Genomic DNA, 16,833 nt, shown 5'->3' with positions numbered 1-16,833 from the left:
GGGCCGCGTTGCGGCCCTGCGTGCGTTGGATCACACCACCCCTTGCGCCAACATCGCATCGGCCACCTTGACGAAGCCTGCAATGTTGGCCCCCTTCACATAATTGACCGAACCATCCGCCTCTTCCCCGTAATGCACGCACGCATGGTGAATCGACTGCATGATCGCGTGCAGCTTGCTGTCCACCTCGCCTGCGGTCCACAGCAGGCGCATGGCGTTCTGCGACATCTCCAGCCCCGACACTGCCACGCCGCCGGCATTGGACGCCTTGCCCGGTGCGAACAGCGTTCCGGACTCGATGAACAGGTCCACCGCCGCCAGCGTGGTCGGCATGTTGGCGCCTTCGGCCACGCACAGGCAGCCATTGCTCAGCAGCGCGCGGGCGTCCTCCAGGTCCAATTCGTTCTGCGTGGCGCACGGCAAAGCGATATCGCACGGCAGGCTCCAGGGCGTCTGGCCCTTGCGGAACTCAAGGCCAAAGCGCTCGGCCAGCTCGCTGATGCGACCGCGCTTGACGTTCTTGAGCGCCAACAGCGCATTCCACTGCTCGTCGTTCAAACCCGCTTCGCAGAACAGCGTGCCTTCGGAGTCGGACAGGGAAATGACTTTGCCGCCCAGGTCCATCACCTTGCGCGCGGCGTACTGGGCGACGTTGCCCGAGCCGGAAATCGCCACCCGGCGACCGTCGATGCGCAGGCCTTGGCGCTTGAGCATCTCTTCGGCGAAGTACACGCAGCCGTAGCCGGTGGCTTCGGGGCGGATCAGGCTGCCGCCGTAGGTCATGCCCTTGCCGGTCAGCACCGAGGTGAACTGGTTGGCCAGGCGCTTGTACTGACCGAACAGGAAGCCGATTTCGCGGGCGCCGACGCCGATGTCACCGGCCGGTACGTCCAGGTCGGCACCGATGTGCCGGTACAGCTCGCTCATGAAGGCCTGGCAGAAGCGCATCACTTCGGCGTCGCTCTTGCCCTTGGGATCGAAATCAGAGCCGCCCTTGCCGCCGCCCATGGGCAACGAGGTCAGGGAGTTCTTGAACACCTGCTCGAAGGCCAGGAACTTGAGCACGCCCAGGTTCACCGACGGGTGGAAGCGCAGGCCGCCCTTGTACGGGCCGATGGCGCTGCTCATCTGGATGCGATAGCCCCGGTTGACCTGCACCTTGCCCTGGTCGTCGACCCACGACACGCGAAACAGCACCGCGCGCTCAGGCTCGACCATGCGCTCGAGAATGCCGGCCTGCAGGTAATGGGGGTTGGCTTCGAGGAACGGCCAGAGGCTGCGTAGCACCTCTTCGACGGCCTGGTGGAACTCGGGCTGGGCAGGGTCACGCTGCTTGAGGCGTGCGAGGAAATGGTCGACGGATTCGATCATGGTAGACATCTCACCAAGAGGATTGGACTTATTGATTTTTCCGGACTCTAGCAAGAAGCCATCGCACTGCAACAGGGCGAAATGTCGTTTTTCTGAATTTTTTTGGTGCGATTATATAAATGTATACAAATGCTACCGCATTCTTGAGTACGCCACAGGCCCGCTCTGAAACGGCCTTTTCAGCGGCAGTACCCCAGCTGCAACGCCAACACACCCTTGCGGTCAGGCACAAAAATGGGGCCCCTGAGGGCCCCATCCTTGTGCATCCGAAACTGAGTTACTGCGCCAGCTTCTTGTGCCGTACGCGGTGCGGCTGGGCAGCGGCATCGCCCAGGCGCTTCTTGCGATCAGCTTCGTACTCGGTGTAGTTGCCCTCGAAGAACACCACGTTCGAGTCGTCCTCGTAGGCCAGGATGTGAGTCGCCACCCGGTCCAGGAACCACCGGTCGTGGGAAATCACGATGGCCGCGCCTGGGAAGTCCAGCAGCGCTTCCTCCAGCGAACGCAGGGTTTCGACGTCCAGGTCGTTGGACGGTTCGTCGAGCAGCAGGACGTTGCCGCCCTCCTTCAGGGTCAGCGCCAGGTGCAGACGACCACGCTCACCGCCGGACAGGTCCTTGACGAACTTCTGCTGGTCGCCGCCCTTGAAGTTGAAGCGACCGACGTAGGTACGCGACGGAATCTCGTAGCTGCCGATGCGGATCTGGTCGGAGCCGTCGGAGATCTGCTGGAACACGGTCTTGGCACCGTCCAGGTCCTCGCGGCTCTGGTCGACGCAGGCCAGTTGCACGGTTTCGCCGATCTCGATGCTGCCAGAGTCCGGCTGCTCCTTGCCCATGATCATGCGGAACAGGGTGGATTTACCGGCACCGTTACCGCCGATCACGCCGACGATGGCGCCCTTGGGCATGGCGAACGACAGGTTGTCGATCAGTACGCGATCGCCGTAGCCCTTGCTGACGTTCTTGAACTCGATGACCTTGTCGCCCAGGCGCGGACCGGCCGGGATGTAGATCTCGTTGGTTTCGCTGCGCTTCTGGAATTCCTGCGACTGCATTTCCTCGAAGCGCTGCAGACGGGCCTTGGACTTGGACTGGCGGGCCTTGGCGCCTTTGCGCACCCACTCCAGCTCTTCCTTCATGGCCTTCTCGTGGGCGCTCTGTTGCTTGGATTCCTGCTCCAGGCGCGAAGACTTGGCTTCCAGCCAGCCGGAATAGTTGCCCTCGTACGGAATGCCGGCGCCGCGGTCGAGCTCGAGGATCCAGCCCGCGACGTTGTCGAGGAAGTAACGGTCGTGGGTGATGGCCACCACGGTGCCGGGGAAGTCGTGCAGGAAGCGCTCGAGCCAGGCCACCGAGTCGGCGTCCAGGTGGTTGGTCGGTTCGTCCAGCAGCAGCATGTCAGGGGCCGACAGCAGCAGGCGGCACAGGGCCACACGGCGCTTCTCGCCACCGGACAGGTGCTCGATGCGCGCGTCCCAGGCCGGCAGGCGCAGGGCGTCGGCGGCCACGTCCAACTGACGCTCCAGGTTATGGCCGTCGGCCGCTTGCAGGATGGCTTCGAGCTTGGCCTGCTCGGCGGCCAGCTTGTCGAAGTCGGCGTCCGGATCGGCGTAGGCCGCGTAGACTTCGTCCAGGCGCGCCTGGGCGTCCTTGATCACGCTGACCGCTTCCTCGACCACTTCACGCACGGTCTTGCTCGGGTCCAACTGCGGCTCCTGGGGCAGGTAGCCGACGTTGATGTCGGGCATCGGACGGGCTTCGCCGTCGAATTCCTTATCCACGCCCGCCATGATCCGCAGCAGCGTCGACTTACCGGCGCCGTTCAGGCCCAGCACGCCGATCTTGGCGCCGGGGAAGAACGACAGGGAGATGTTCTTGAGGATTTCCCGCTTCGGCGGCACGACCTTGCTCAGCCGATGCATGGTGTAGACGTATTGAGCCATTCCAGGCACCTCGATGATGATGAGTGAATCCCGTTGAGCCGCGCCAGGACGCGTTGACGGCATGGGAGAGAACACGTGCCGCGCGCCTGGGCGCGCCAATGGAGGCCTACTGGCCCCGCTGCGCTCGGAAGTCCTGGCGCTCGCAGCCAAGCCGGGCATTATGTCCGCCCCGCTGTGCCAACTCAACCGCGGCACCTGCACTGGGGCAAGGCGGCGCGGTGGCGTGAATCCAGCGCACTGCTGAACAGATTGCCGCTGGCTACGTCACGTTCATGCCAGGAGCCCTCGAACGCCCGACCTCAGACGAGCCGCTGCCTACCCTTGCCACGCGGCAGGCGCGACTGCCCTTGCTGCTCGGCCAAACGTGCGGCCCATTCGGCCTTGGCGCTGAACCCACCCGCACGGGCCGGCGTCTGCACGGTCTTGCCAGCCGGTTTGCTGGCGGACTTGGTCACCGCCTCGGGCGCTGGCGTGCCTTGAGCCGCGACGGCTGCAGCCACCGCCACCGGCTCGACCGCGGCCTTGGCCGACTTGCGCAGCTCGGCCAGCGATGGACTCTTGCGCACCGCCGTCGCCACGTCGGGCTTGGCGAACGAGCGCTGACAGGATTTGCACGACACCTGTTCGGCCACGGCCGTGCTGGCCAGCGTCTGGCTGCTGCGCCCGCAGGCGGAATCGAGACCATTGGTGGAATAGTGGGTAACCAAACCGAGCTTCTCCGATGCATTGACTATGAAACGGCCGGCATTCTCGCACAGCTTGCCCACCGTGCAGAACGTCACACCGTCCGGCGAATGGCGGTTTTAGGGGCTGGCACTTAGCCATAATCCAAGGCATGCTAGCCGCTTTCGTGCGACCGGCCTATAGTGCGCCACGGCGGCCTGCCGCGTGCATGCCTGCCCCTGCCTACGCCAGCCCAATCGCAGGACCAACGCTTGACCCACTTCATTCGACCGCCTATTGAGTCACCGGCGTCGCCCGCCTCGTTGCGTGGCTCGCTCAAGGGTGCGCTCGCCCTGCTGGCCCTGGTGCTGCTCGGCCTGCTGGCCTGGCAACTGTTCTCGCAGTTCCGCCAGACCCAGATCGATGTGCGCGAGCAGAGCGTGGCAGCGGGCGAAGAGTTGGCCAATCACCTGACCTTGAGCATGGCTCTTGAGGCGCAACAGGCAATCAACCTGGTTCAGCCCTACGGCAATCCACCGTCGCCTGAAGCCCTGCCGGCGCTGCTGCAGTCCTTGCGCGAGCAACTGCCCAGCTTGCGCGACCTCGCCTGGCTGGACCGTGACGGGGCGATGCGCAGCGACAGCCTGAGCGCCAGCCCGGACCGCGAGGCCATCGAGCGCCTGCTGCGCCAGAGTCAGGGCGCCGGCTTCTTCTATGGCAATGCCGCCGACCAGAGCCTGATCTACCTGCTGTTGCGCCAGTCCAGCGAGCCGACCTCTGGCTACTGGCTGCTGCGCCTGTCCAACGACTACTACCAGGTGCTGACTCGCCGATTCAATGGCGCCCGGCATCCGCTGTGGCTATTGGAGAACAGCCGCGATGGCAGTGTGCTCGACACCAGCGCGAGCGCGCGTGGCGATCTGTCGGCCCTGCACAGCATCCTGCTGACCTTCATCGACAACAGCACCTGGCAACTGCGCGGGCTCTATGACCCCAACGCCGTGCGCAACAAGCTGCTGCCGCCGCTGCTGGGCAAGAGCCTGCTGGTGCTGTTCTGCGCGCTGCTGCCGGGCCTGGCGCTGATCAACATGCGCCGTCGCCACCGCGCCTTGCAGGAAGACCGTCGCCGCTATCAGGACATCTTCGACAGTACCGGCGTGGCCCTGTGCGTGCTCGACCTCTCCAGCCTGCCCGCTCAACTCGACCGTCACCACACGCGCAATCACACCGCGCTCAAGCACAGCCTGGCGCTGGAGCCGACCCTGCGGCGCAACCTGTTGCAGGAACTGAAAATCACCGAGATCAACCAGGTCGCCCGTCAGTTGCTCAATGTGTCCAACAGCGAAGGGGCCTGGCAACGGCTGATCGAGGGCAGCGGCGAAGGCCGTGACAGCATCGGCATGCAGTTGCTCGACGCCCTGATCGAGCAGCGTGCCCAGTTCGAGATGGAAGTGCGCCTGCCCGCGCCCCAGGGCGGCGACCTGCACCTGTGGCTGATGGCCCGCCTGCCGCAGCAGCGCCGCGACTATCAGGCGGTGATCCTGAGCATCAGCGACATCACCAGCCGCAAGCAGGTGGAGCTGTCGCTGCTGGAGCGCGAAAGCTTCTGGTCGGACGTGGTGCGCACCGTGCCCGACCAGTTGTATGTGCAGGACGTGCACAGCCGGCGCATGATCTTCAGCAACCGTCACCTCGGCCAGACCCTGGGCTACGACCGCGCGGAACTGGCGCAGATGGGCGATCACTTCTGGGAGGTGCTGCTGCACCCCGAGGACGCCGACCAATACCAGCGCCTGCGCCAGTTGCGCCGAGACACCGGCCATAGCCAACTGCTGCACTGCCAGTTGCGTTTCCGTCACCGCGACGGCAACTGGCGCTGCTACGAGATCCGCGAACAGGCGCTGACCCGCGACAATGCCGGCCAAGTCACGCGGATCATCGGCGTGGGCAAGGACGTCACCGTGCAGATCGAGGCCAGCCAGTCGCTGCGCGACAGCGAGCAGCGCTACCGCATGCTCGCCGAGAGCATCAGCGACGTGATCTTCTCCACCGACAGCGCGCTGCAACTGAACTACATCAGCCCGTCGGTGCACAGCGTGCTCGGCTACTCGGTGGACTACATCTTCGAGAACGGTTGGCCGACGGTGGTGGCCAACCCAGCCCAGCTCAGCGGTATCCACGCGCTGATGGAGCGGCTCACCCAGGCCCTGGGCAACCGCGAGCAACTGCAGGCCCTGCGCAGCCAATTGCCGACCCAGGTGTTTCTGTTCGACTGCCTGCGCGCCGATGGCCGCAAGATTCCCATCGAGCTGCGCCTGGTGCTGGTGTGGGACGACCAGGAGCATTTCGAAGGCCTGCTCGGCGTGGGCCGCGACATCAGCCAGCAGCGCCGCGCCGAAAAAGACCTGCGCATGGCCGCGACGGTGTTCGAGCATTCCACATCGGCGATCCTGATCACCGACCCGGCCGGGTTCATCGTCCAGGTCAACGAGGCCTTCAGCCGGGTCAGCGGCTACGCGCCGGACGAGGTGCTCGACCAGCGCCCGAACATGCTCACCGTCGAAGGCCAACAGGACGCTCACCTGGGCTACGTGCTCAAGCAACTCAACCAGCGCGGCACCTGGGAAGGCGAAGTGTGGCTCAAGCGCCGCAGCGGCGAGCATTACCCGGCGTGGGTCGGCATTACCGCAGTGCTGGACGAAGAACGCGACCTGGCCAGCTACGTGTGCTTCTTCACCGACATCAGCGAGCGCAAGGCCAGCGAACAGCGCATCCACCGCCTGGCCTACTACGACGCCCTCACCCACCTGCCCAACCGCACGCTGTTCCAGGACCGTCTGCACACCGCGTTGCAACAGGCCGAACGGCACAAGTCGTGGGTGGTGCTGATGTTCCTCGACCTGGACCGCTTCAAGCCGATCAACGACTCCCTCGGCCACGCCGCTGGCGATCGCATGCTCAAGGACATGGCCGAGCGCCTGCTGGCCTGCGTCGACGAAGACGACACCGTGGCGCGCATGGGCGGCGACGAATTCACCCTGTTGCTGCAACCGCGCAGCAGCCGCGAGATGGCCCTGAACCGGGCGATCCATGTGGCCGAGAACATCCTCGGCAGCCTGGTGCGGCCGTTCGTGCTGGAGAGCCGCGAATTCTTCGTCACCGCCAGCATCGGCATCGCCCTGAGTCCGCAGGACGGCAACGAGCTGAGCCAGTTGATGAAGAACGCCGACACGGCCATGTACCACGCCAAGGAGCGCGGCAAGAACAACTTCCAGTTCTACCAGGCCGACATGAACGCCAGCGCCCTGGAGCGCCTGGAGCTGGAGAGCGACCTGCGCCACGCGCTGGAGCAGAACGAGTTCATCCTCTACTACCAACCGCAGTTCAGCGGCGACGGCAAGCGCCTGACCGGCGCCGAGGCGCTGCTGCGCTGGCGTCATCCGCGTCGCGGCCTGGTGCCGCCAGGCGATTTCATCCCGGTGATCGAGGAGCTGGGGCTGGTGGTGGATGTCGGCGACTGGGTGCTGCGTGAGGCCTGTCGCCAGCTCAAGGCCTGGCACAAGGCCAAAGTGCGGGTACCGAAGGTGTCGGTGAACATCTCTGCGCGGCAGTTCTCCGACGGCCAGTTGGGCACGCAGATCGCCAGCATTCTCGAGGCCACCGGCCTGCCGCCGGCCTGCCTGGAGCTGGAGTTGACCGAGAGCATCCTGATGCGCGAGGTCAACGAGGCCATGCACATCCTCGACAGCCTGAAGAACCTGGGCCTGAGCATCGCGGTGGACGACTTCGGCACCGGCTATTCGTCGCTCAACTACCTCAAGCAGTTCCCCATCGATGTGCTGAAGATCGACCGTACCTTCGTCGACGGCCTGCCCGAGGGCGAACAGGACGCGCAGATCGCCCGCGCGATCATCGCCATGGCCCACAGCCTCAACCTGGCGGTGATCGCCGAGGGCGTGGAGACCCACGAACAGTTGGAGTTCCTGCGCGAGCACGATTGCGACGAAGTGCAGGGCTACCTGTTCGGTCGGCCGATGCCGGCGAACCAGTTCGAAGCCCAGTTCAGCAACGAAACGCTGTTCATGTTCCAGTAACGTGAGACCCCATCCCGCCCCACTCGCTCTCGGTAGGAGCGGCCTTGTGTCGCGATCGGGCGCGAAGCGGCCGTCATTCGAGCACCCGCCGTGTGTCAGGCAGTCCCGCGTCGTCTGCTTGGCCGCGGCTGCCACGAGGCGCGCTGGATTCTGCAAAGGCTGCCCAGGATCCTGAACGCCTTTGCGCCGCGACATGACGCCACTTCATGTGCCAGCCCCCGGAGCAATGGGTTAGAATGCCACCCCACTTCAGCCCCGATCCTTGAGGACCGCCATGTTCAGCCGTGATTTGACCATTGCCAAGTACGACGCCGAGCTCTTCGAAGCCATGCAGCAAGAAGCCCTGCGCCAGGAAGAGCACATCGAGCTGATCGCTTCGGAAAACTACACCAGCCCAGCGGTCATGGAAGCCCAGGGTTCGGTTCTGACCAACAAATACGCCGAAGGCTATCCAGGCAAGCGTTACTACGGCGGCTGCGAGTACGTCGACGTGGTCGAACAGCTGGCCATCGACCGCGCCAAGCAACTGTTCGGCGCCGACTACGCCAACGTTCAGCCGCACGCCGGTTCCCAGGCCAACGCGGCGGTCTACCTGGCCCTGCTGTCGGCCGGCGACACCATCCTGGGCATGAGCCTGGCCCACGGCGGCCACCTGACCCACGGCGCCAGCGTGTCGTCCTCGGGCAAGCTGTACAACGCCATCCAGTACGGCATCGACGGTAACGGCCTGATCGACTACGACGAAGTGGAGCGTCTGGCGCTCGAGCACAAGCCGAAGATGATCGTCGCCGGTTTCTCCGCCTACTCCCAGGTGCTGGACTTCCCACGCTTCCGCGCCATCGCCGACAAGGTCGGGGCCTACCTGTTCGTCGACATGGCCCACGTTGCCGGTCTGGTCGCAGCAGGCGTCTACCCCAACCCGGTGCCGTTCGCCGACGTGGTCACCACCACCACCCACAAGACCCTGCGCGGTCCGCGCGGTGGCCTGATCCTGGCGCGCAAGAACGAAGAGATCGAGAAGAAGCTGAACTCCGCCGTGTTCCCAGGTGCCCAGGGTGGCCCGCTGGAGCACGTGATCGCGGCCAAGGCGATCTGCTTCAAGGAAGCGCTGCAGCCTGAATTCAAGGCCTACCAGCAGCAAGTGGTGAAGAACGCCCAGGCCATGGCCAGCGTGTTCATCGAGCGCGGTTTCGACGTGGTGTCCGGCGGTACCGAGAACCACCTGTTCCTGCTGTCGCTGATCAAGCAGGAGATCTCCGGCAAGGACGCGGACGCCGCCTTGGGCAAAGCGTTCATCACCGTGAACAAGAACTCGGTGCCGAACGACCCACGCTCGCCTTTCGTCACCTCCGGCCTGCGCTTCGGCACCCCGGCCGTCACCACCCGTGGTTTCAAGGAAGCCGAGTGCCGCGAACTGGCCGGCTGGATCTGCGACATCCTCGCCGACCTGAACAACGAGGCAGTGATCGACGCCGTGCGGGAAAAGGTCAAGGCCATCTGCAAAAAGCTGCCGGTCTACGGCAACTGATCGCAAGCAAGGTTTGAGGGCCGCTGCTGCGGCACTCGCTTGACCCGAAGCCGCTGCCGCCCGTGCAGCGGCTTCGTCGTTTTCGGCCGGCGCTTGGCCGTCCCTGGGCAATGCCTGCCGCTTCCTGCCTGCACGCGCTTCTGAGCATCCTCGGTGGACGGTCGCTATGTCAGCGCCCGACGGCACAGGGAAACGCCCATGCTCACCGACCGCCAACAATCCTTCCTCGCCACCTTGCACCTGCAGGATCGCCCGCTCAACACGCTCGATGCGCTGTTGGGCAAGCCCGCGTGGGTCAATTGGTTCGGCGGCGCCTCGACGCTGCCACAGCTGGCCAGCACCGTGCGCAACGATTCCTCGATGCTCAGTTGCCAACCGGGCGTCGGCGACCAGGCCGTGTTGCTCTATTTTCGGTACAGCGAGGGTGGCTACCGTCTGTACTCCCGCACCCCGGGTGAGCACTTCGGCAAGGGCGTATGGCTGCACGGTCACGGCCATCTAGGTTTGGTTTCGACCCGCAAACAGGCGCCCACCACCCTGAGGTTGCAAACCCTGCAAGGTGATGCGCTGGCACTGAGCGAGTTGGCTGGGTCACAGCACCCCGTGTGGCTGATCACTGAGCAGGGTCACGTCCATCCGCGACAGCGCCTGCCATCGCCCTTCGAGTACCTTGGCGGACAAGGTCAGACGCCGCTGACCTGGAGCATGACCGTCATCGAACGTGAGGTGCCGTGGTTGAGCAGTCCCGATGAAGTCTGAAGACATGGGGCGAGGAACTGATTCCGGCTTCGCCGCGCAGCCACGGCTTCGTAACGTTCGGCTCCCCTTCAAGGAGAGCAAGCGCATGTCAAAGCAGCGTTCATTCATCGCCACCCTGTCATTCAATGGGCAGCCCCTCAACGGCTTTGCCGAATCGACCCGTGGGCCGGTTGTCCTGGAGACACCCGGCACGCTCCCCGCCACGGCGGTCGATGGCGGCCAGGCAATGGGCTATCTGGACGGCAGCGAAAGCGACTTCGCCCACGGCCAGGAAATGGGCCTGATCACCTTCGAAAAGGCCCCGCAGCCCGCGCCGCTGCGGCTGTACTTTCGCGACAGCGAACGTGGGTACCGGATTTACGTACGCGGCGGCGCCTTGCATGGCCAGGGTGTGTTCGTCGCCCAGTCCGGGCTGGTGGAGATCAGCCCCGTCGAGCGGCACGATCCGACCTACTGGCAGATCGACGAACTGAGCGGCGGTGCGCCCCTGGACGTGCTCCAGCAGGCCGGCGATACGCTGCGCGTGACGATGACCAGCGAAGCCGGGCAACGCCTCTACACGCAGCTGATGTACCCGGTCGGCGGCTTCCTGGCGTGCCTGCCGCAGGCAGAGCCCTCTTGCTTGGGTCTGACGATCCTAGAGCGCGAGGTCGACTGGCTCAGCGCCAGCTGAAAGCACCAGACAGCCAAGCTTCGCGGCCCCGGAGCCCTCAGCGGCCGAGCGCTGCGAAGCCTTCGCGGATCTTCTCCTGGGGCAGCTCGTCGCCGATGAACACCATCACGCTTTCCCGCGCCTCGCCGTCCTGCCACGGGGCATCCCAATCGAAACCGTAGAGCTTGAGCACGCCCTGGAACACCAGGCGGCGATCTTCGCCGGCGATGTTCAGCACCCCCTTGTAGCGCAGCAACTGCTTGCCGTGCGCTTCGAGCAATCCATTCATGAAGTCGCTGAGCTGGTCGATGTCCAGCGCCGTGTCGCTGCGCAGCACCAGGGTGGAGATACGGTCCGGGGTGGCGGGCTTCAACACGGGGCGTAGCGTCGGCTTGAGGCTGGCGCCCAGGTCCGGGTTGAGGTTGAAACCGCGCACATCGAGCAACTCGGCCAGGTCGATGCGACCGTGCTCGACCACCCGCAACTGCGCGCGGCCATTGATACGCGCCAGCCGCTCACGCAGCGCCTCCACCGCCGCCGGTTCGACCAGGTCGGTCTTGCTCAGCAGCAAGCGGTCGGCAAAGCCCACCTGGGCCTGGGCGATGGCCTGGGTCAGGTGGAACTCGGCGTGCTTGGCATCGACCAGGGTGATGATGCCGTCGAGGATGTAGCGATCGCGCAGTTCTTCATCGATGAAGAAGGTCTGGGCCACCGGCGCCGGATCGGCCAGGCCGGTGCACTCGATCACCAGACGGTCGAAGGCGATTTCGCCCGCGTCCAGGCGCTCGAGCAGCAGGTACAGCGCACGGGTCAGGTCGCCGTGGATGCTGCAGCACACGCAGCCGTTGGCCAGGGTCATCACCTGTACCGGTTCGTCGCCCAGCAGTTGGCTGTCGATGCCAGCGTCACTGAACTCGTTCTCGATCACGGCGATCTTCAGGCCGTGCTCGGCCTTGAGCATGTGCTTGAGCAGGGTGGTCTTGCCAGCACCGAGAAAGCCGGTGAGCACGGTGACGGGAATGGGGGTATGCACGCGTTTGCCTCCTTGAAGCCAAAAAAGACTGTGGGAGCCTGCTTGCGCGGGCTCCCACAGGGTCAGGCAGGGTAGCGACTCAACAGCACTTGGGCCCGGACTTGCCGCCGTAGCGGGCTTCCTGGCGCTCGCGGAAGAACGCCTCGTAGCTCATCACCGGCTGGTCCGGATGGGTCTTTTGCATGTGCTCGACATAGTTGTCGTAGTCGGGCATGCCGACCATCAGCCGAGCGGCTTGCCCCAGGTACTTACCCAGTCGTCCCAGGTCGTTGAACATCGCAGCGGTCCTCTCAAGCGTCAGGCAGAGCCTGGAACGGGGTTTCCTTGTCGCTGCGCTCCTTGCGGCCCAGGGCGGCGATGCCGACCTTGATGGCGAAGAACAGCACGCTGAACACCACCACCAGGAACAGGATGGTGAGGCCGGCGTTGGTGTAGGCGTTGAAGATCACGTGCTGCATCTGCCCGATGTCCTTGGCCGGGGCCAGCACCTGGCCGGCGTCCAGCGCGGTGCTGTACTTCTTGGCCAGGGCCAGGAAGCCGACGGCCGGGTTCGGGTCGAACAGCTTGATCAGACCCGCGGTGGTGGTGCAGATCAGCAACCACAGCGCCGGCAGCAGGGTGACCCAGATGTAGCGCTCGCGCTTCATCTTGATCAGCACCACGGTGCCGAGCATCAAGGCGATACCTGCCAGCATCTGGTTGGAGATGCCGAACAGCGGCCACAGCGTGTTGATGCCGCCCAGCGGATCGATGACGCCCTGGTACAGCAGGTAGCCCCACAGCGCCACGCAGCCGGCGGTGCCGATCAGGTTGGCGGTCCACGACTCGGTGCGCTTGAGCGCCGGCACGAAGCTGCCCAGCAGGTCCTGCAGCATGAAACGTCCGGCGCGGGTGCCGGCGTCCACGGCGGTCAGGATGAACAGCGCTTCGAACAGGATCGCGAAGTGGTACCAGAAGGCCATGGTGTTTTCACCCGGCAGTACCTGGTGCAGGATCTGCGCGATCCCCACCGCCAACGTCGGCGCGCCCCCGGCACGGGCCAGGATGGTGTGCTCGCCGATGTCACGGGCGGTCGCCTCGAGCTGCTCGGGGGTGATGCTGAAGCCCCAACTGCTGACTGTCTGCGCCACCGCCACCACGTCGCCACCGACCACGGCCGCCGGGCTGTTCATGGCGAAGTACACGCCCGGTTCGATGACCGACGCCGCGACCATGGCCATGATCGCCACGAACGACTCCATGAGCATGCCGCCGTAGCCGATGTAGCGGGCGTTGGTTTCGTTGTCCAGCAGCTTGGGCGTGGTGCCCGAGCTGATCAGGGCATGGAAGCCGGACACCGCGCCGCAGGCGATGGTGATGAACAGGAACGGGAACAGGGTGCCCTTCCACACCGGCCCGGTGCCGTCGGTGAACTGGGTCAGGGCCGGCATTTTCAGCTCGGGCGCAATGATCAGGATGCCGATGGCCAGGCCGATGATGGTGCCGATCTTGAGGAAGGTCGACAGGTAGTCACGCGGCGCCAGCACCAGCCACACCGGCAGCACGGCAGCGACGAAACCGTAGCCGACCAGCATCCAGGTGATCTGCACGCCGGTGAAGGTGAACGCCGGACCCCAGGTCGGATCCGCCGCGATCACACCGCCCAGCCAGATGGAGGTGAGCAGCAGGACCACGCCGATCAGCGAGATCTCGCCAATGCGCCCCGGGCGGATATAGCGCATGTAGATACCCATGAACATGGCGATCGGGATGGTCGCCATCACCGTGAACATGCCCCATGGGCTCTCGGCCAGGGCCTTGACCACGATCAGCGCCAGCACCGCGAGGATGATGATCATGATCAGGAAGCAGCCGAACAACGCGATGGTGCCGGGGATGCGACCCATCTCCTCGCGCACCATGTCGCCCAGGGAGCGGCCGTTGCGGCGGGTGGACAGGAACAGCACCATGAAGTCCTGCACCGCACCGGCCAGGACCACGCCGGCGATCAGCCACAGGGTGCCCGGCAGATACCCCATCTGCGCGGCCAGGACCGGGCCGACCAGGGGACCGGCGCCAGCGATGGCGGCGAAGTGGTGACCGAAGAGGATGTGCTTGTTGGTCGGGACGTAGTCCAGGCCGTCGTTGTTGAGGACCGCCGGGGTGGCCCGACGCGGATCGAGTTGCATCACCTTGGTGGCGATGAACAGGCTGTAGTAACGGTAGGCGACCAGGTAGATGGCCACTGCCGCGACCACGATCCACAAGGCATTGATCGCTTCACCGCGACGCAGGGCGACCACACCCAGCGCGCAGGCTCCTATGATTGCCAGCGCCAGCCACGGAATGTGGCGGAGCAGGCTATTATTGTTGTTCATGGTTGGCTTCCAGCTGGTGAATTGGAATTAGACCGCCTTTCGAGTCTAGAGCCAGTCATTACGCATTGCCATACTTGCTTTGGTCTAGAGCCTCTGCGAGCCGATTACGCCCTTCTACTCTCCCCCAGGCCGAACGCCGAGGACTGTCCCATGAGCGACCATGACGAGCGTCGACGTTTCCAGCGCATTGCCTTCGATGCCCCCACCGAGTTGCGCCAGGGCGAGCGCCGTTGGCCGGTGACCCTGCTCGACCTCTCCCTCAAAGGCCTGCTGGTGGAGCGACCCGAAGCCTGGGAAGCGGACTTGAGCCAGGATTTCGAAGCCATCATCCACCTGGACAAGGCCACCGAGGTGAGGATGCAGGTCGAACTTCGCCACGAAGAGCCTGAGCGACTCGGTTTCATCTGCCTGTACATCGACCTGGAATCCATGTCCCACCTGCACCGACTTGTGGAATTGAACCTGGCCGACAGCACCGAAATGATGCGCGAGCTGCGTGAACTGATCGAATATTGAAATCTGTTAGCTCGCTAAGCATCTAGCCACGTCGCAAATCCTGCCCAACCAGACAGCTTTCAATGGGGTGTCTGGTTTTTTGTACACACCCCTCTGGCACCGTCTCCCTCACCTGGAACGCATTCTGCATTAGCGCTAGGCACCCCTTCCTGGCGCTCCTGGGGGCGGCTTGATCAAAATATTGTATACAATTCATGTGGCAATGATTTGTAAGAGCTGTCTACAGTAGCGGCACAACAATAAACAGAGAGCCTGCTCCCATGACCACGTCTTCCAGCACGTCTCCCGCCCGGCGCCCCGAGGACGAAAACCTCGGCGTCGGGGCCAACCTGGCCTACGGCCTGCAGCACGTCCTGACCATGTACGGCGGCATCGTCGCCGTACCGCTGATCCTTGGCCAGGCGGCGGGACTGGCGCCGGCGGAGATCGGCCTGCTGATCGCCGCCTCGCTGTTCGCCGGTGGCCTGGCGACCTTGCTGCAAACCCTCGGCCTGCCGTTCTTCGGCTGCCAGTTGCCGCTGGTGCAAGGGGTGTCGTTCGCCGGCGTGGCGACCATGGGCGCGATCCTCGGCAGCCAGAATGGCGGCGGCATGCCGGCCGTGCTCGGCGCGGTGATGGCCGCCTCGCTGATCGGCCTGCTGATCACCCCCGTGTTCTCGCGCATCACCCGCTTCTTTCCGCCGCTGGTGACCGGCATCGTCATCACCACCATCGGCCTGACCCTGATGCCGGTGGCCGCGCGCTGGGTGATGGGCGGCAACAGCGCCGCCGCCGACTTCGGGAGCATGGCCAACGTCGGCCTCGCGGCTCTGACCTTCGCCATCGTGCTGCTGTTGAGCAAGCTGGGCAGCGCCAGCATTTCACGCCTGTCGATCCTCCTGGCGATGGTCGCCGGCACCTTGATCGCCTGGGCGCTGGGCATGGCCGACTTCAGCAAAGTAGGCGACGGCCCGCTGCTGGCCTTCCCCACGCCCTTCCACTTCGGCCTGCCGACCTTCCATATCGCCGCGATCCTGTCGATGTGCATCGTGATCATGGTGACCTTGGTGGAAACCTCGGCGGACATCCTCGCCGTGGGCGAGATCATCGACACCAAGGTCGACTCCCGGCGCCTGGGCGACGGCCTGCGCGCGGACATGGCCTCGAGCATCCTGGCGCCGATCTTCGGCTCCTTCACCCAGAGCGCGTTCGCCCAGAACGTCGGCCTGGTGGCGGTGACCGGGGTGAAGAGCCGCTATGTGGTGGCCACCGGCGGGCTGATCCTGGTGGTGCTCGGCCTGCTGCCGATCATGGGCCGGGTGATCGCCGCCGTGCCCACGCCCGTGCTGGGCGGCGCCGGCATCGTGCTGTTCGGCACGGTGGCGGCCAGCGGCATCCGTACCCTGTCCAAGGTGAGCTACACCAACAACGTCAACCTGATCATCGTCGCCGCCTCGCTGGGCTTCGGCATGATCCCCATCGCCGCGCCGACCTTCTACCACCAGTTCCCCGGCTGGTTCGAGACCATCTTCCACTCTGGCATCAGTTCGGCGGCGATCATGGCCATCGTGCTCAACCTGATCTTCAACCACCTCAAGACCGGCAACTCGGACCAGCAGTCGGTGTTCGCCGCCGGCTACGAGCGCACCATCCAGTACTCGGACATCTCGCAGTTGCGTGACGGCGACTACTTCAAGGACGGCAAGCTGTTCGATGCCGAGGGCCACGAAGTGCCGGTGAAGAACGAGGCCGAGCCGGGCGCCCGGGGCCGGCGGCGCAAGGTGGTGGCGGAGCATTGAGTGGTGACAGCGGCTTTGTCGGTGATTACGGGTGAGTTCGCGTCTGCGAGTGATCGCACACCCGCACACACCCGCGACCATAACAAACCCCCGCCGTAAAACCCGTTCAAAACATCGAGGTCCTTCGCCTCCACCCC

11 protein-coding genes and 1 pseudogene are annotated in these 16,833 nt (G+C 64.7%); 6 read left to right on the top strand and 6 right to left on the bottom strand.

What is annotated here, in order from left to right; all coding sequences use genetic code 11:
• Positions 1 to 30: 30 nt before the first annotated feature.
• The 3 genes from gdhA to Q6A47_RS15975 form a co-directional block, all read right to left on the bottom strand.
• On the bottom strand, positions 31 to 1,371 hold the full coding sequence (gene gdhA, locus Q6A47_RS15985) for an NADP-specific glutamate dehydrogenase (protein WP_116889218.1): 1,341 nt from the start codon (positions 1,369 to 1,371) through the stop codon (positions 31 to 33).
• Between the two features lie 277 nt (positions 1,372 to 1,648).
• Positions 1,649 to 3,316 carry an energy-dependent translational throttle protein EttA gene (gene ettA, locus Q6A47_RS15980; RefSeq protein WP_039580317.1) on the bottom strand — a complete coding sequence of 556 codons (1,668 nt, stop codon included), beginning with the start codon at positions 3,314 to 3,316 and terminating at the stop codon, positions 1,649 to 1,651.
• 299 nt (positions 3,317 to 3,615) lie between these two features.
• A complete protein-coding gene (locus Q6A47_RS15975) occupies positions 3,616 to 4,023 on the bottom strand; it encodes a hypothetical protein (RefSeq protein ID WP_304484832.1) in 408 nt (135 codons plus the stop codon).
• Between the two features lie 1,065 nt (positions 4,024 to 5,088).
• Here Q6A47_RS15975 and Q6A47_RS15970 point away from each other — a divergent pair.
• From Q6A47_RS15970 to Q6A47_RS15955, 4 genes and pseudogenes are all read left to right on the top strand, one after another.
• Positions 5,089 to 8,073: pseudogene (locus tag Q6A47_RS15970) on the top strand (sensor domain-containing protein); the annotation flags it as partial.
• 274 nt (positions 8,074 to 8,347) lie between these two features.
• The gene (gene glyA / locus Q6A47_RS15965) at positions 8,348 to 9,601 is read left to right on the top strand and encodes a serine hydroxymethyltransferase (protein WP_039580319.1); all 1,254 of its coding nucleotides are present in this window, start codon (positions 8,348 to 8,350) and stop codon (positions 9,599 to 9,601) included.
• Positions 9,602 to 9,799: 198 nt separating this feature from the next.
• Entirely contained in the window at positions 9,800 to 10,360 is a 561-nt protein-coding gene (locus Q6A47_RS15960; protein WP_029614788.1) for a hypothetical protein, read from the top strand.
• An 85-nt stretch (positions 10,361 to 10,445) separates the two neighbouring features.
• A complete protein-coding gene (locus Q6A47_RS15955) occupies positions 10,446 to 11,033 on the top strand; it encodes a hypothetical protein (RefSeq protein ID WP_039580321.1) in 588 nt (195 codons plus the stop codon).
• Between the two features lie 37 nt (positions 11,034 to 11,070).
• Here Q6A47_RS15955 and yjiA read toward each other — a convergent pair whose 3' ends face one another.
• The 3 genes from yjiA to Q6A47_RS15940 form a co-directional block, all read right to left on the bottom strand.
• The gene (gene yjiA, locus Q6A47_RS15950) at positions 11,071 to 12,045 is read right to left on the bottom strand and encodes a GTPase (protein WP_039580323.1); all 975 of its coding nucleotides are present in this window, start codon (positions 12,043 to 12,045) and stop codon (positions 11,071 to 11,073) included.
• Positions 12,046 to 12,124: 79 nt separating this feature from the next.
• Complete coding sequence (locus Q6A47_RS15945; protein WP_029614786.1) at positions 12,125 to 12,322, bottom strand: YbdD/YjiX family protein; 198 nt, start codon at positions 12,320 to 12,322, stop codon at positions 12,125 to 12,127.
• Positions 12,323 to 12,335: 13 nt separating this feature from the next.
• The gene (locus tag Q6A47_RS15940) at positions 12,336 to 14,402 is read right to left on the bottom strand and encodes a carbon starvation CstA family protein (protein ID WP_116889220.1); all 2,067 of its coding nucleotides are present in this window, start codon (positions 14,400 to 14,402) and stop codon (positions 12,336 to 12,338) included.
• 150 nt (positions 14,403 to 14,552) lie between these two features.
• Here Q6A47_RS15940 and Q6A47_RS15935 point away from each other — a divergent pair, with 150 nt between their 5' ends.
• Complete coding sequence (locus Q6A47_RS15935) at positions 14,553 to 14,918, top strand: PilZ domain-containing protein (protein WP_116889222.1); 366 nt, start codon at positions 14,553 to 14,555, stop codon at positions 14,916 to 14,918.
• Positions 14,919 to 15,178: 260 nt separating this feature from the next.
• Positions 15,179 to 16,696, top strand: a complete 1,518-nt coding sequence (locus Q6A47_RS15930) for a nucleobase:cation symporter-2 family protein (RefSeq protein WP_304484768.1) — start codon at positions 15,179 to 15,181, stop codon at positions 16,694 to 16,696.
• Positions 16,697 to 16,833: the final 137 nt, after the last annotated feature.

Source organism: Pseudomonas boreofloridensis, from assembly GCF_030580795.1.
Lineage (GTDB): Bacteria > Pseudomonadota > Gammaproteobacteria > Pseudomonadales > Pseudomonadaceae > Aquipseudomonas > Aquipseudomonas boreofloridensis.
The sequence above is the reverse complement of the archived record's forward strand: the minus strand, read 5'-3'. Positions and strand labels throughout refer to the sequence as shown.

Excerpts from the sequence above, each read along its gene's own strand:
- Q6A47_RS15935 (WP_116889222.1), top strand. The coding sequence starts at position 14,553 with ATGAGCGACCATGACGAGCGTCGACGTTTCCAGCGCATTGCCTTCGAT.
- Q6A47_RS15940 (WP_116889220.1), bottom strand. The coding sequence starts at position 14,402 with ATGAACAACAATAATAGCCTGCTCCGCCACATTCCGTGGCTGGCGCTG.
- gdhA (WP_116889218.1), bottom strand. The coding sequence starts at position 1,371 with ATGATCGAATCCGTCGACCATTTCCTCGCACGCCTCAAGCAGCGTGAC.
- Q6A47_RS15955 (WP_039580321.1), top strand. The coding sequence starts at position 10,446 with ATGTCAAAGCAGCGTTCATTCATCGCCACCCTGTCATTCAATGGGCAG.
- glyA (WP_039580319.1), top strand. The coding sequence starts at position 8,348 with ATGTTCAGCCGTGATTTGACCATTGCCAAGTACGACGCCGAGCTCTTC.
- Q6A47_RS15930 (WP_304484768.1), top strand. The coding sequence starts at position 15,179 with ATGACCACGTCTTCCAGCACGTCTCCCGCCCGGCGCCCCGAGGACGAA.
- Q6A47_RS15945 (WP_029614786.1), bottom strand. The coding sequence starts at position 12,322 with ATGTTCAACGACCTGGGACGACTGGGTAAGTACCTGGGGCAAGCCGCT.
- Q6A47_RS15960 (WP_029614788.1), top strand. The coding sequence starts at position 9,800 with ATGCTCACCGACCGCCAACAATCCTTCCTCGCCACCTTGCACCTGCAG.
- ettA (WP_039580317.1), bottom strand. The coding sequence starts at position 3,316 with ATGGCTCAATACGTCTACACCATGCATCGGCTGAGCAAGGTCGTGCCG.